General features: G+C 68.8%; 12 protein-coding genes. 5 read left to right on the forward strand and 7 right to left on the reverse strand.

Going from position 1 to position 12,109, the window contains the following annotated elements; translation table 11 throughout:
• Positions 1-5: 5 nt before the first annotated feature.
• The gene (locus tag HNP02_RS39170; RefSeq protein WP_184446052.1) at positions 6-1,544 is read right to left on the reverse strand and encodes a leucyl aminopeptidase; all 1,539 of its coding nucleotides are present in this window, start codon (positions 1,542-1,544) and stop codon (positions 6-8) included.
• Between the two features lie 77 nt (positions 1,545-1,621).
• Between HNP02_RS39170 and gcvT the strand changes: the two genes are divergently transcribed.
• Both gcvT and HNP02_RS39180 read left to right on the forward strand, forming a co-directional pair.
• Entirely contained in the window at positions 1,622-2,719 is a 1,098-nt protein-coding gene (gcvT, locus tag HNP02_RS39175; protein ID WP_184446053.1) for a glycine cleavage system aminomethyltransferase GcvT, read from the forward strand.
• A gap of 22 nt (positions 2,720-2,741) precedes the next feature.
• On the forward strand, positions 2,742-3,848 hold the full coding sequence (locus HNP02_RS39180) for a branched-chain amino acid aminotransferase (protein WP_184446054.1): 1,107 nt from the start codon (positions 2,742-2,744) through the stop codon (positions 3,846-3,848).
• A 5-nt stretch (positions 3,849-3,853) separates the two neighbouring features.
• Here HNP02_RS39180 and HNP02_RS39185 read toward each other — a convergent pair whose 3' ends face one another.
• Genes HNP02_RS39185 through HNP02_RS39200 form a run of 4 tightly spaced genes read right to left on the reverse strand, consistent with a single transcriptional unit; the run spans position 3,854 to position 6,881 of the window.
• On the reverse strand, positions 3,854-4,579 hold the full coding sequence (locus tag HNP02_RS39185; RefSeq protein WP_184446055.1) for an adenosylcobinamide-GDP ribazoletransferase: 726 nt from the start codon (positions 4,577-4,579) through the stop codon (positions 3,854-3,856).
• Positions 4,576-5,649 (reverse strand): nicotinate-nucleotide--dimethylbenzimidazole phosphoribosyltransferase, encoded by a 1,074-nt coding sequence (gene cobT, locus HNP02_RS39190; protein WP_184446056.1) that lies wholly within the window; start codon positions 5,647-5,649, stop codon positions 4,576-4,578. The genes HNP02_RS39185 and cobT overlap by 4 nt, the downstream gene beginning before the upstream one ends.
• A complete protein-coding gene (locus HNP02_RS39195; RefSeq protein ID WP_184446057.1) occupies positions 5,646-6,197 on the reverse strand; it encodes a bifunctional adenosylcobinamide kinase/adenosylcobinamide-phosphate guanylyltransferase in 552 nt (183 codons plus the stop codon). The genes cobT and HNP02_RS39195 overlap by 4 nt, the downstream gene beginning before the upstream one ends.
• Before the next feature lie 6 nt (positions 6,198-6,203).
• Positions 6,204-6,881: a DUF3043 domain-containing protein gene (locus HNP02_RS39200; protein ID WP_184446058.1), complete on the reverse strand. Its 678-nt coding sequence runs from the start codon at positions 6,879-6,881 to the stop codon at positions 6,204-6,206.
• An 81-nt stretch (positions 6,882-6,962) separates the two neighbouring features.
• On the opposite strand from HNP02_RS39200, the gene HNP02_RS39205 reads away from it, so the two are divergent.
• Together HNP02_RS39205 and HNP02_RS39210 are read left to right on the forward strand one after the other, a co-directional pair.
• Positions 6,963-8,075: a glycerate kinase gene (locus HNP02_RS39205; RefSeq protein ID WP_184446059.1), complete on the forward strand. Its 1,113-nt coding sequence runs from the start codon at positions 6,963-6,965 to the stop codon at positions 8,073-8,075.
• 19 nt (positions 8,076-8,094) lie between these two features.
• Positions 8,095-8,454 carry an iron-sulfur cluster assembly accessory protein gene (locus HNP02_RS39210; protein ID WP_184446060.1) on the forward strand — a complete coding sequence of 120 codons (360 nt, stop codon included), beginning with the start codon at positions 8,095-8,097 and terminating at the stop codon, positions 8,452-8,454.
• Between the two features lie 10 nt (positions 8,455-8,464).
• Here HNP02_RS39210 and HNP02_RS39215 read toward each other — a convergent pair whose 3' ends face one another.
• Positions 8,465-9,064 carry a hypothetical protein gene (locus HNP02_RS39215; protein WP_184446061.1) on the reverse strand — a complete coding sequence of 200 codons (600 nt, stop codon included), beginning with the start codon at positions 9,062-9,064 and terminating at the stop codon, positions 8,465-8,467.
• A 108-nt stretch (positions 9,065-9,172) separates the two neighbouring features.
• On the opposite strand from HNP02_RS39215, the gene HNP02_RS39220 reads away from it, so the two are divergent.
• Complete coding sequence (locus HNP02_RS39220) at positions 9,173-10,147, forward strand: carbohydrate kinase family protein (RefSeq protein ID WP_184446062.1); 975 nt, start codon at positions 9,173-9,175, stop codon at positions 10,145-10,147.
• On the opposite strand, the gene asnB is transcribed toward HNP02_RS39220, so the two are convergent.
• Positions 10,144-12,075 (reverse strand): asparagine synthase (glutamine-hydrolyzing), encoded by a 1,932-nt coding sequence (asnB, locus tag HNP02_RS39225; protein WP_184446063.1) that lies wholly within the window; start codon positions 12,073-12,075, stop codon positions 10,144-10,146. The genes HNP02_RS39220 and asnB overlap by 4 nt on opposite strands.
• Positions 12,076-12,109 lie beyond the last annotated feature (34 nt).

Consider the following 12,109-nt stretch of genomic DNA (forward strand, 5'->3'; position numbering starts at 1 on the left):
CGCAGCTACCCGTTTTCGGCGATGTCCTCGAGGACCGCGAACATGGTGCGCGTCGGCACCCCCGTGCCACCCTTTCCGGTGTAACCCCACGGCCCGCCGGTGTTGTAGGACGGGCCCGCGACGTCGATGTGTGCCCACTGCACGCCGTCGGCGACGAACTCGCGCAGGTACACCCCGGCGACCAACATGCCCGCGTACCTGGAACCGCTGACGTTGGCGAGGTCGGCGACCGTCGACTTGAGATCGTCCTTGAGCTCCTCGGGCAGCGGCATCGGCCATGCGTTCTCGCCGACGCCCTGCGACAGCGCCGCAACGCGGTCGCGGAACTCGTCGCTGCCCATCACGCCAGGCGTGCGCGCACCGAGTGCGACCGTCTGCGCGCCGGTCAGCGTCGAGGTCTCGATCAGGTAGTCGGGGTCGTCCTCGCACGCCCGCGCGATTGCGTCGGCCAGGATCAGCCGGCCCTCGGCGTCGGTGTTGAGCACCTCCACCGTGATGCCGCCGTACTGCGTCAGCACATCGCCGGGCCGCTGCGCGGTGGACGACGGCATGTTCTCGGCCATCGGAACGGTGGCCACCACGTCGATCGGCAGTTCTTGCTTGGCGGCCAGCACCACGGCGGCGATGACCGCCGCGGCTCCGCCCATGTCGGAGGTCATCTGATGCATGTTGGCGGCAGGCTTGATCGAGATGCCGCCGGTGTCGAAGGTGATGCCCTTGCCGATCAGCGCCACCTTCTTGGCCTTGGCTGCCTTTGCTCCTTGCGTGCGCGCCTTCGACTTGCCCCCGTTGTGCGTCAGTCGGACCAGCCGGGGCGGACGCGACGATCCCTTGCCGACGCCAACCACGCCGCCGTAGCCGGCCTTGGCCAGCGCCTTGTCGTCGAGGACCTCGACCTCCAGGCCGACCGATTCTCCCAAAGCCCTTGCGCGCTTGGCGAACTCGTCGGGGAACAGATGACTCGGCGGGGTGTTGACCAGATCGCGGGCAGTCGCCACCGCGGTGGCGATGTTGGCCGCGCGCGCCGCAGTTGCCTTGGCGCCCTTCGCGGTGGACAGCGCGGTGATGGTGGCCAGCCCGGGCTCCTTGGGAGCGGTCTTGGCGCTGCGGAAGTCGGTGAACCGGTAGGCACCGAGGATCAGCCCCTCGATCGTGGCCGCCAGATCGAGCTCGGACAGAGTGGTGACGACGGCCTCGGTGCCGGAAAGGGAACGTGCGGCCACGCCTGCTGCCCGGCGGATCACGTCGGAGGACCACGCGTCGGACGACTTGCCAAGGCCGACCGCCAGCACGCTGGACACCGGCAGCGACGGCGCCACCACGCGGGTGATCTGCTCGGTGCTGCCCTTGGCTCCGAGTGCCTTCAGCGCCACCTCGATCTCGCCGACGGCCTCGGCGTCGAGGAAGGGGTTCGATACGACCGTCGCGGTGTCGTCGTCACCCGTGACCACGGGGACGATCAGCACTGCCGAGGCCGCACGGCGCTTGGGGAGGGTGGCGGACACGGTGACGGCGGGGGACTGGTGGCCGGGAAGAGTGCTCACGGGGATCGAGCCTACTCGTGGGCACCGAACCGGCGGGGCAGGAGCGCAGCGACCGGGGGGGCATTACTGTGCCTGGCGTGAGTGACAACCTGCTGTCCGGTCCGCTCGAGGACCGGCACCGCGAGCTCGGGGCGAGTTTCGCTGAATTCTCCGGCTGGCTGATGCCCCTGTCCTATGCGGGAACGGTCAGCGAGCACAACGCCACGCGGTCGGCGGTCGGGCTGTTCGACGTCAGCCACCTCGGCAAGGCCCTGGTGCGGGGGCCGGGCGCGGCGGAGTACGTCAACTCCGCGCTCACCAACGACCTCCGCCGGATCGCACCGGGCAAGGCGCAATACACCCTGTGCTGCAACGATTCTGGTGGCGTCATCGACGACCTGATCGCGTACTACGTCTCCGACGACGAGATCTTCCTGGTGCCCAACGCCGCCAACACGCCTGCCGTCGTGGCCGCACTGAAGGAGCGCGCGCCCGCGGGGTTGACGATCACCGACGAGCACCGCTCCTATGCCGTGCTGGCCGTGCAGGGTCCGAAGGCCGCCGACGTGGTCTCCCGGCTCGGGCTCCCGACCGACATGGACTACATGGGCTACGCCGACGCCGAGTTCGGTGGCGTCCCCGTCAGGGTCTGCCGCACGGGCTACACCGGAGAACACGGCTATGAACTGCTGCCGGCCTGGGACCGCGCGTCGGTGGTGTTCGACGCCCTGGTCGAGGAAGTCACGGCAGCGGGCGGGCAGCCTGCGGGTCTCGGTGCCCGCGACACCCTTCGCACCGAGATGGGCTATCCGCTGCACGGGCACGAACTGTCGCTGGACATCTCGCCGCTACAGGCGCGCTGCGGATGGGCGATCGGATGGAAGAAGGACGCCTTCTGGGGCCGCGAGGCGTTGCTCGCCGAGAAGGAAGCAGGCCCGCGCCGGTTGCTCCGTGGCTTGCGTGCCGTCGGAAGGGGGGTGCTGCGTGCCGACACGACCGTGCTCGTCGACGGTCGGCCGGTCGGGGTGACGACCTCGGGAACCTTCTCTCCGACACTGAAACTCGGTGTTGCGCTGGCTCTGATCGACACCGACGCCGGTGTCGTCGACGGCCAGCGGGTCGCGGTCGACGTGCGCGGCAGGTCGCTCGAGTGCGAGGTCGTCGCGCCACCGTTCGTGGAGGCCAAAACTCGCTAGTCACGGGTTATACAATCGGCACATGACCGATGGCCCCCTCGAATTCACGCTTGCCCGCAATGCGACTCCGGCGAGCGACGAGGTACGTACCGAAATCCTGCACGAGCCCGGTTTCGGCCGCTTCCACACCGATCACATGGTGTCGATCGACTACACCGAGGGCAGCGGCTGGCATGACCCCGCCGTGGTCCCGTACGGCCCGATCGAGTTGGACCCGTCGGCGATCGTGCTGCACTACGCCCAGGAAGTCTTCGAGGGGCTCAAGGCCTACCGGTGGACGGACGGATCGATCGTGTCGTTCCGGCCCGATGCGAACGCCGCCCGGCTGGGCCGCTCCGCGCGCAGGCTTGCCATACCCGAATTGCCTCCCGAGCTGTTCATCGAGTCGTTGCGCCAGCTGATCGCCGTCGATGGTGACTGGGTGCCAGCGGCAGGCGGCGAGGAGTCGCTGTACCTGCGGCCGTTCATCTTCGCCACCGAACCGGGCCTTGGCGTGCGCCCTGCCACGCAGTACCGCTACATGGTGATCGGCTCTCCGGCCGGTGCGTACTTCAAGGGCGGCATCAAGCCGGTGTCGGTGTGGCTGTCCACCGAATACGTGCGCGCCAGCCCCGGCGGCACCGGCGCGGCGAAGTTCGGCGGCAACTACGCGGCCTCACTGCTTGCCCAGGCCGAAGCCGCCGAGCAGGGGTGCGATCAGGTGGTTTGGCTCGACGCGATCGAACGCCGTTACGTCGAGGAGATGGGCGGGATGAACCTGTTCTTCGTGTTCGGCAGCGGCGGGTCGGCACGGCTCGTCACGCCCGAGCTGAGCGGTTCGCTTCTGGCGGGAATCACCCGGGACTCGTTGCTGCAGTTGGCAAGTGACGCGGGCTATGGCGTCGAGGAACGCAAGATCGACGTCGACGAATGGCAGAAGAAGGCGGCGGCGCACGAGATCACCGAGGTGTTCGCGTGCGGTACCGCCGCCGTCATCACGCCCGTGGCCCGGGTGAAGTCCGGTGACGGCGAGTTCACCATCGCCGACGGCGAACCGGGCGAGGTCACCATGGCGCTGCGCGACACGCTGACCGGCATTCAGCGGGGCACCTTCGCCGATACTCACGGCTGGATGACCCAACTGGGTTAGATCGGTCAGTGCACCGCAAGGCCAAGCGCGGCCACGGTGGTGCTCACTTCGACAACGGCACCCAGCACGTCGCCGGTGATGCCGCCGAACCGTCGGACGCAGTGCGCCACCACCCACGCGGCGACCGCCACTGCCACCAGCACGGCGATTGGCCCCTGCCACGGTCGCGGCGTGGCGAGCGCGCCCGCCGCCGCGACGGCGACGATCCACCCCGCCACCACCCACGCCGGTTGGGTGCCCGCCACCTGCGCGCCCAGTGAGCTGCCTTCGGCGGCGGGTATTGATCGGCGGCAGGCCAGAACGACGGCCACCCGGCCCGCGGCGACGGCCACCACGATCGCGACCAGGCTCGCCGTGGAGAACGCCAGGCCCTGCACCACGATGGTGACGACGACCGCCGCCACGCCGAAGGGGCCCGCCGTTCCATCTCGCATCACCGCCAGCGCACGTTCTGGCGGTCCGTAGCAGCCGAGGCCGTCCACGGTGTCCGACAACCCGTCGATGTGCAGGCCGCGGGTGACGAGCAGCAGCACGGCCACGGCAAGGATGCCGGTCAGGGCGTTGCCCTCGCCGAAGCCCTCGGCCGCCATCCACGTCGTCCCCGCGGCGAGTCCACCCAGCGCGACCCCGACCACGGGGAGCGCGGTCAGAGTGCCTCGCCCAAGCGGTTGCCTGGCGCGGACCGGGATCACCGTGCCGAAGGCGAACGCCGAAGCGAGGGAACCGATCACGGCGCCGGGTCGGTGACTTGCTCGGTTACTTGCTCGGACACGCTGGCCTCGCCGAACGTCGCCATCGACGCCAGCGTGGCCACCGCAGCCCGCAGGACCGGCAGCGCTATGGCTGCTCCCGTGCCCTCGCCGAGGCGCATCCCGAGATCGACGATCGGGTCCAGCGCCAGCTGTTGCAAGGCCAGCGTATGCGCGGGCTCGGTGGACAGATGGCCGGCTTGCCACCACTGCTTCGCGCCCGGCGCCATCCGCTCGGCGACCAACGCCGCGGCCGTCACCACGACGCCGTCGAGCAACACCGGCGTGCGCCGCACGGCTGCCTGTGCCACGAATCCCGCCATGGCCGCAAGGTCGGCGCCGCCGCAAACCCTCAGCAGCCCAACGGGATCCGATCGGACCGCGCGGGCCCGGAACAGGGCGTCCCGGATGGCCGCGGTCTTGCGGGCCCAGCCTGCGTCGTCGACGCCCGTGCCCCGGCCCACCACGGCGACCGGCTCGGAAGTGGTCAACGCCGCGATCAACGTCGTTGCGGCGGTGGTGTTTCCGATGCCCAGGTCGCCCGCGATCAACAGGTCGGCCCCGGCGTCCACCTCTTCGTCGGCGATCCGGCGGCCTGCCTCGATCGCGGCGTCGGTTTCGTCGGCGCTCAACGCATCCTCGACGGCGATGTTTCCGCTGCCGCGGCGCACCTTGTGCGCGCCGATCGACGGCGACAGCGGTGCTTCGCTGTCCACCGCCACGTCGACCACCCGCACTCCGGCGCCTGCCAGCTCGGCCAGCACGTTGATGGCTGCCCCACCGGTGTCGAAGTTGGCCACCATCTGCGCGGTTACCTCGGCGGGGTAGGCCGAAACCCCCGCGGCCGTGACGCCGTGATCACCTGCGAAGACGACCACCCTCGGCCGTTCGAACTGGCGTGGCGGACACACGCCCTGGCACGCCGCCACCCACACCGAGAGGTCCTCGAGCCTGCCGAGTGCGCCGGACGGCTTGGTGAGCGTCTCCTGACGGGCCCGTGCTTGGGCCTCGACTGCCGCGTCGGGTGCCGCGATGTCGGGAAATTGCGTCATGATTCTTCCTCGCGCGTCGATGTGTCCTTGACCGTCAGCGGCTGCCCGGCGACGACGAGCACCACCCGGTCGCACTGCGCGGCCAGGCGTTGGTTTACCACGCCCAACTCGTCGGCGAAGCGTCGTCCCGCCTGCGTCGCCGGGACCACCGTCAACCCGACCTCGGGGCTGACCAAGGCGAGCGGTCCGCGGAACGCGCCGACGGCCGCCACCAGGTCGTCGACGTCATTGCTCACCAGGCCGCCGGTCCAGGCGTCGCGCCGGTCCATCACCGCGACCAGCCAGCCGCCGATGTCGTCGACCAGCGTCGCGGTATCGGATTCGGCGCGCAACTGCGTTGCCACGTCCTGACTTTCGACGGTCGACCAGTGTGAGGGGCGTCGCTTCCGGTGGATGGCGACCCGTGCCGACCATTCGGGGTCGTCAGCGGCGACGGTTCCGGTGGCCAGGTAACGCACCGGCTGGGTCGGGGATACAGCCCGTGCGATCGCGCCTTCGGCCCACTGCGACTTGCCTGAGCGGATTCCGCCGAGAACCAGCGCACGCACCGCGGCTCAGGCGATCTTGTCGCCGCGGTTGACCTGCGGGCGCGGCGCCCGCATCCGGCGCAGCTGAGAGGCACGGCTCGCGGCGTAGAAGCCCAGCTTCCAACCACTTTCGACGTTGTCGGGGAACTTCGCGTCGACCGCCTTGTTCACCCGACGGCCGATCATCAACCCGTCGATGGCCATGATCAGGACCAGCGCCAGCATCGCGGGCGACAGCATCTGCTGAACCTTGAGCGACGGCACCGACAGCATGATGAACACCAGGCCGAGCGCGGCGGGCATGAAAAGGCCGAGGATGTTGCGCCTGGAGTCCACGATGTCGCGGACGAAACGGCGGACCGGACCCTTGTCACGCGGCAGCAGGTAGGCGTCCTCGCCTGCCATCATCTTCTCGCGACGCTCGGACATGGCGGCGCGACGGGTGACCTTCTCCGCCTTGCGCTCATCCTTGCTGAGCTTCGGACCGCCCAGCTCCTTGCGCCGCTTGCGGGCCTCGGCCGACGTCATCGGCGCGGGAGCGACCGGTCCGCGCTTGCGTGCGGCCTCGCTGCGCTTGGGAGTCGGCCTACCCTTCGGGGCCGTGGGGGTGGCCTCGCGGGTTGCGGCATCGTCCTCGACGCCCAACTCGACCGCTCCGGACTCCTCCGGTGCGGGATTGGCCTTCTTGCGGCCCAGCAGATTCACGTGTGCCAGGTTACTTCAGTCCCGTGCTGGTTATTCCCGCCCGGGCATGCACCCCGTCAACCCGGCACCTACTCTGCTGGCATGACGGGCCCCGTACTACGCGTGCTGATCGCCCCGGACTGCTACGGCGACAGCCTCACCGCCGTGCAGGCCGCCGACGCGATCGCGACTGGCTGGGGTAGCGCCCGGCCCGACGACGTGCTGATCTCCGCACCGCAGTCCGATGGCGGCCCCGGCTTCGTCGGAGTGCTGGCCAGCCGTGTCGGCGGACTGCGCACGGCGACCGTGCGCGGCCCCCTCGCCGATGACGTCACCGCGGAGTGGGTGTTCGACGACGCGTCGGCGACGGCCTACGTCGAATGTGCGCAGGCGTGTGGTCTGGCCCTGCTCGGAGGACCGCCGACCGTCGATACCGCCATCCAGGCGCACAGCGGGGGAGTCGGACAGCTCATCGGCGACGCGGTCGATGCGGGCGCCGAGCGCATCGTCGTCGGCCTCGGCGGCAGCTCGTGTACCGACGGGGGCCGCGCGCTGGTCGACGCGCTCGGCGGTTTGTCTGCCGCCAGAGCCCGGCTCGTCGGCGTCGAGCTGATCGCCGCGACCGATGTCGAACATCCACTGCTCGGCCCGATGGGGGCCGCGGCGGTGTTCGGGCCGCAGAAGGGTGCGGACCCCGACACGGTCGCGTTGCTCGAGGCCAGGCTCGCCGCGTGGGCCGTCGAGCTCAACGCGGTGGCAGGCCGTGACGTCGGTGCCGAACCCGGCGCTGGTGCGGCAGGCGGGATCGGAGCCGCGCTGCTGGCGCTGGGCGGCCGCAGGGAATCCGGAGCCGCGGTGATCGCCGAACACACCGGGCTGGCCGCCGACCTCGACGTCGCCGAGCTCATCATCACCGGTGAGGGCAGGTTCGACGATCAGTCGCTGCACGGCAAGGTGGTCAGCGCGCTGGCCGCCGGCGCACGCGATACGCCCGTGCTGGTCCTGGCAGGCCAGGTCACGCTCGACGCCGATGCGCTGCACGCCGCGGGAATCGCCGCCGCCCACTCGATCACGGACTACGCGGGCTCGATCCAGCTGGCCATGGACGATGCGGCGAACCAGTTGACCGGACTGGCGCGCAGAACCGGGGCCGGGTGGCCGCTGGAGTCGGGAATACCCGGAGAACAAGGTACCGTTGAGACATCCGAGGCATGAGTATGCACAGGGAGAAGCAATGAGCGTTCAGGACGAAGCTGTCAGCACAACCACCCATGGCGTGGTAATGACCGATGCGGCCGCGTCCAAGGCGAAGTCGCTGCTGGACCAAGAGGGTCGCGACGATTTGGCGCTGCGCATCGCAGTCCAGCCCGGCGGGTGTGCGGGCCTGAGGTACAACCTCTTCTTCGACGACCGGACGATGGACGGTGACCTGAACGCCGACTTCGGCGGCGTCAGGCTGACGGTCGACCGGATGAGTGCCCCCTATGTGACGGGCGCCACCATCGACTTCGTCGACACCATCGAGAAGCAGGGCTTCACGATCGACAACCCGCAGGCCACCGGGTCGTGCGCCTGCGGCGACTCGTTCAACTGAGCGCAGCGGCCTAGTACTGGCCGGTTCGCGGTAGGTACGAGCACACCAGGACTTCGTGGCTCTGGATCAGCAGTTGAGCTACGGCCTGCCGTGAGGACTCGGCCTGCGACCGCCCGGCCTGCGTCACCTGCATGGTGAACAGCACCTGAGCCTGGTTGGGCGACCATGTCACGATCTTGTCGATCGACGTCACCTTGGCACTGCCGAACTGCCTGCGGAAGGCATCGCTGGCCAAATTCGCCAGCGCCATGTCCGATTTCTTGTCCTTGATCTCGTCGAAGACGCCGCACGATGCGTGCCGCGCGATCTCTTCGTCGTCACCCCTGCTGAGTGCGTCGAGGAAGCCCTGGATCGACGTCTTCGCCGACGCCGGCGTGAGTGGGGCCTCCGCGGCGTCGTTGCGCCGCAGGACGAAGAAGACCGTCACCGCCGCGGCGGCGAGTGCGACGACCACCAGCAGGGCGATACCGGCAATCAGAAAGCCACGGCGGCGCGGCTTGCCCGGGTAGGGCACGGGCGGCGGCAGCGCACCTGGATACGGCGACGGCACCTGATTCGGATAGGGCGTGTGCTGAGGGAACGATTCGGGGTACGGGTATGGACCTGCCATGTCGTTGTTAGGCTAGCGCACCGTCCTGCGGAGACCGCGGGTCCAGCGCAGCCGCCCGTCTCGGTACGCTTATGTAGACGTGCTTAATGAAATGAAGGGTGACGTTTCGTGACCATTGCTGTGACCGGGTCGATCGCGACCGACCATCTGATGAGGTTCCCCGGCAAGTTCTCCGAAGCGTTGCTGGCAGACCATCTGGAGAAGGTGTCGTTGAGCTTCCTGGTCGACGATCTCGTCATCCATCGCGGCGGCGTCGCGGGCAACATGGCGTTCGCGATCGGCGTGCTCGGGGGAGACGCGACCCTGATCGGAGCGGCTGGCAAGGACTTCGACGACTACCAGGGTTGGCTGACGTCGCACGGTGTCGACTGCGAGAGCGTGCTCGTCGCCGAATCGGCGTACACCGCGCGGTTCGTCTGCACCACCGACGAGGACATGGCCCAGATTGCGTCGTTCTACCCCGGTGCGATGTCCGAGGCCCGCACCATCAAGCTCGCCGACACCGTATCCAGAACGGGCACACCGGAACTCGTCATCATCGGCGCCAACGACCCCGAGGCGATGTTCCTGCACACCGAGGAGTGCCGTGCACTCGGGCTGCCGTTCGCCGCGGATCCGTCGCAGCAGTTGGCGTACATGAAGGGCGAAGACATCCGGCGGCTGATCGGCGGCGCCGCCATTCTGTTCACCAACGACTACGAGTGGGAACTGCTGCTGCAGAAGACCGGCTGGAGCGAAGCCGAGGTGATGAGCCAGATCGGCCTGCGCGTCACTACGCTCGGCCCCAAGGGCGTCGACCTGGTGTCCTCCACCGGAGACGTCGTCCACGTCGGAGTCGTCCCCGAGACGCATCAGGCCGATCCGACCGGCATCGGTGACGCGTTCCGGGCCGGCTTCCTCACCGGGCGCAGCGCCGGGTTGAGCCTCGAGCGAGCCGCGCAGCTCGCTTCGATGGTCGCCGTGCTGGTGTTCGAGGCGCCCGGCCCGCAGGAGTGGACGTGGGACAAGGCAGCGGCGATCGCCAGGATCTCCGATGCCTACGGTGCCGACGCAGGCACCGAAATCGCCGCTGCGCTGTCCTAAAGCTGTACGGGGTACGTCGGCTCGCTGATCGCGGGCGTGACGCTGTGCTCGACGAAGATCGCGTGCCACAGCATGAAGATCAGCACGGTCCACAGTCTGCGGCTGTGATCGGTGACGCCGTTGCGGTGTTCGTCGAGCATCCGGCGCACGGCGTCGAGGTCAACCAGATGGCCTGCCTGCGAAGCCGCCACCGTCGCATAAGCCCAGTCGAGCAGTTCGCCCGCACGAAGCCAGTGCCGGATCGGCACGGGGAAGCCGAGCTTCGGGCGGTTGAGCACGTGCGCGGGCACGATCGGCTCCAGCGCGCGGCGCAGCGCGTACTTCGTCGTGGACCGGGTGATCTTCTGGTCATACGGCAGCTTGCTTGCCACCGCGAACACCTCGGGGTCAAGGAACGGCACCCGCAGTTCCAGTGAATTGGCCATGGTCATCTTGTCGGCCTTGACCAGGATGTCGCCGCGCAGCCAGGTGAACAGGTCGATGTGCTGCATGCGCGCGACGGGATCCCACCCATCGGAGGACGCGTAGAGCGGCGCGGTGACGTCGGTGTGGGTCCACTCCGGCCGGAATCCGGGCAGCGCCGCCCGCAACTGCTCGTCGGAGAAGCTGCGCGCGTTGCCGTAGTAGCGCTCCTCGAGCGTCAATGATCCGCGATGCAGCAGGCTCTTGCCCCGCATCCCGGCGGGCAGCGGCTTGCTGGCCTTGCCGAGGGATCGGCGCACCGGCCGGGGCAGATAGTCGAATGCCTTCAGCGACAACGGTTCCCGGTAGATCGTGTAGCCACCGAACAGCTCGTCGGCGCCCTCACCGCTGAGCACCACCTTGACGTGCTTGCGCGCCTCTCGCGCGATGAAGAACAGCGGCACCAGAGCGGGGTCGGCGACGGGTTCGTCCAGATACCAGACGATTTCGGGCAGCGCCGCGACGAATTCGGCCTGACTGACCACCTTCGTCACGTGCCGCGCCCCGATGGCCTCCGCCGATGCCACCGCGACGTCGACCTCGGAGAAGCCCTCGCGTTCGAACCCGGTGGTAAACGTGATCAGCCGCGGGTTGTGCCGCATCGCCAGCGCCGCGATTGCGGTCGAGTCGATGCCGCCGGACAGGAACGCGCCGACCGTGACGTCAGCCCGCATGTGCTTGGCGACCGAGTCCTCGAGGACCGCGGTGATCTCGTCGTAGCGCTCCTGCTCGGAGCCCGCGTTGAAGGCGACGGCCTTGAACTTCGGTTCGAAGTACCGGGTCACGACGGGTGCCTGCCCTGGCCGGATGCGGGCGTAGCTGCCCGATTCGAGCCGTCGGATGCCGCGCTGCAGCGTCTCGGGTTCCGGCACGTACTGCAACACCGTGTAGTGCTGTACGGCGCGCTCGTCGATGGCGACGTCGAAGCCTGCGGTGGGCGCGAGGTCGAGCAGGCACTTCTTCTCGCTGCCGACGGCGGTGCCGCCAGGACCTGTCGCCATGTACAGCGGCTTGATGCCGAAGGGGTCACGTGCGCAGAACAACTCGCCTTCCACCGTGTCCCACAGCGCGAAGGCGAACATGCCCCGCAACCGGGTCAGAACCGCGGTGCCCCAGTAGTGGTAGCCGGCGAGGATCGCCTCGCCGTCGCCTTCGGTGGCGAACACCGCGCCGTGGTCACGGGCGAGCTCGTCGCGAAGTTCGAGGTAGTTGTAGATCTCGCCGTTGAACACGAGCACGTAGCGGTCCGATGCCTCGGGCGGGCCCCAGCGCAGCGGTTGGTGACTGTGCGCGATGTCGATGATCGACAACCGGTTGAAACCCAGCACGACGGAGCCGTCCGACCAGGTGCCCGGCTCGTCGGGGCCGCGATGACGCATCAGGTGGGAGGCCCCCGACACCGCGTCGACGGCCTCGGTGGTGACGTCGATGGACGGATCAGTCAGATAGGCCAGAAGTCCGCACACCGCGCCAGTATGCCGGTTCGGTGAGGTGTATCGA

Source organism: Mycobacterium sp. AZCC_0083 (assembly GCF_014202335.1).
Lineage (GTDB): Bacteria > Actinomycetota > Actinomycetes > Mycobacteriales > Mycobacteriaceae > Mycobacterium.